Genomic DNA, 360 nt, shown 5'->3' with positions numbered 1-360 from the left:
AAAGAGGATGATGAGCGCGCCGAGCACGATGCGCTGGCTCATGTCGAGCACGCCGGAATCGAAGAGGTCGCCGAGCAGGAAGCCGCCGAGGCGCGACAGCACCAGCGGGAAAACGACGATAAGCGCGGCACCCAGGAAAGCGCCGCGGATCGAGGCGAGCCCGCCGATGATGATGATGAACAGTATCTGGAACGAGCGGTCGAGGTCGAAGCCCGCCGGCTCCACGGTCCTCAGATAGGCGAACGCCCAGATGACGCCGGCGACGCCGATGATGAAGGACGAGATGGCGAAAGCGAGCAGCTTCGTCTTCAGCACCGGAATGCCGATGATGCGCGCCGCCGTGTCGTTGTCGCGGATGGC

At 64.4% G+C, this 360-nt stretch carries 1 pseudogene; it reads right to left on the bottom strand.

The features are described 5' to 3' along the window. A pseudogene (locus E5X34_RS32695) lies at positions 1–360 on the bottom strand (branched-chain amino acid ABC transporter permease); the annotation flags it as partial.

The sequence above is a fragment of the Mesorhizobium sp. genome, assembly GCF_004963255.1.
GTDB lineage: Bacteria > Pseudomonadota > Alphaproteobacteria > Rhizobiales > Rhizobiaceae > Mesorhizobium.
The sequence above is the reverse complement of the archived record's forward strand: the minus strand, read 5'-3'. Positions and strand labels throughout refer to the sequence as shown.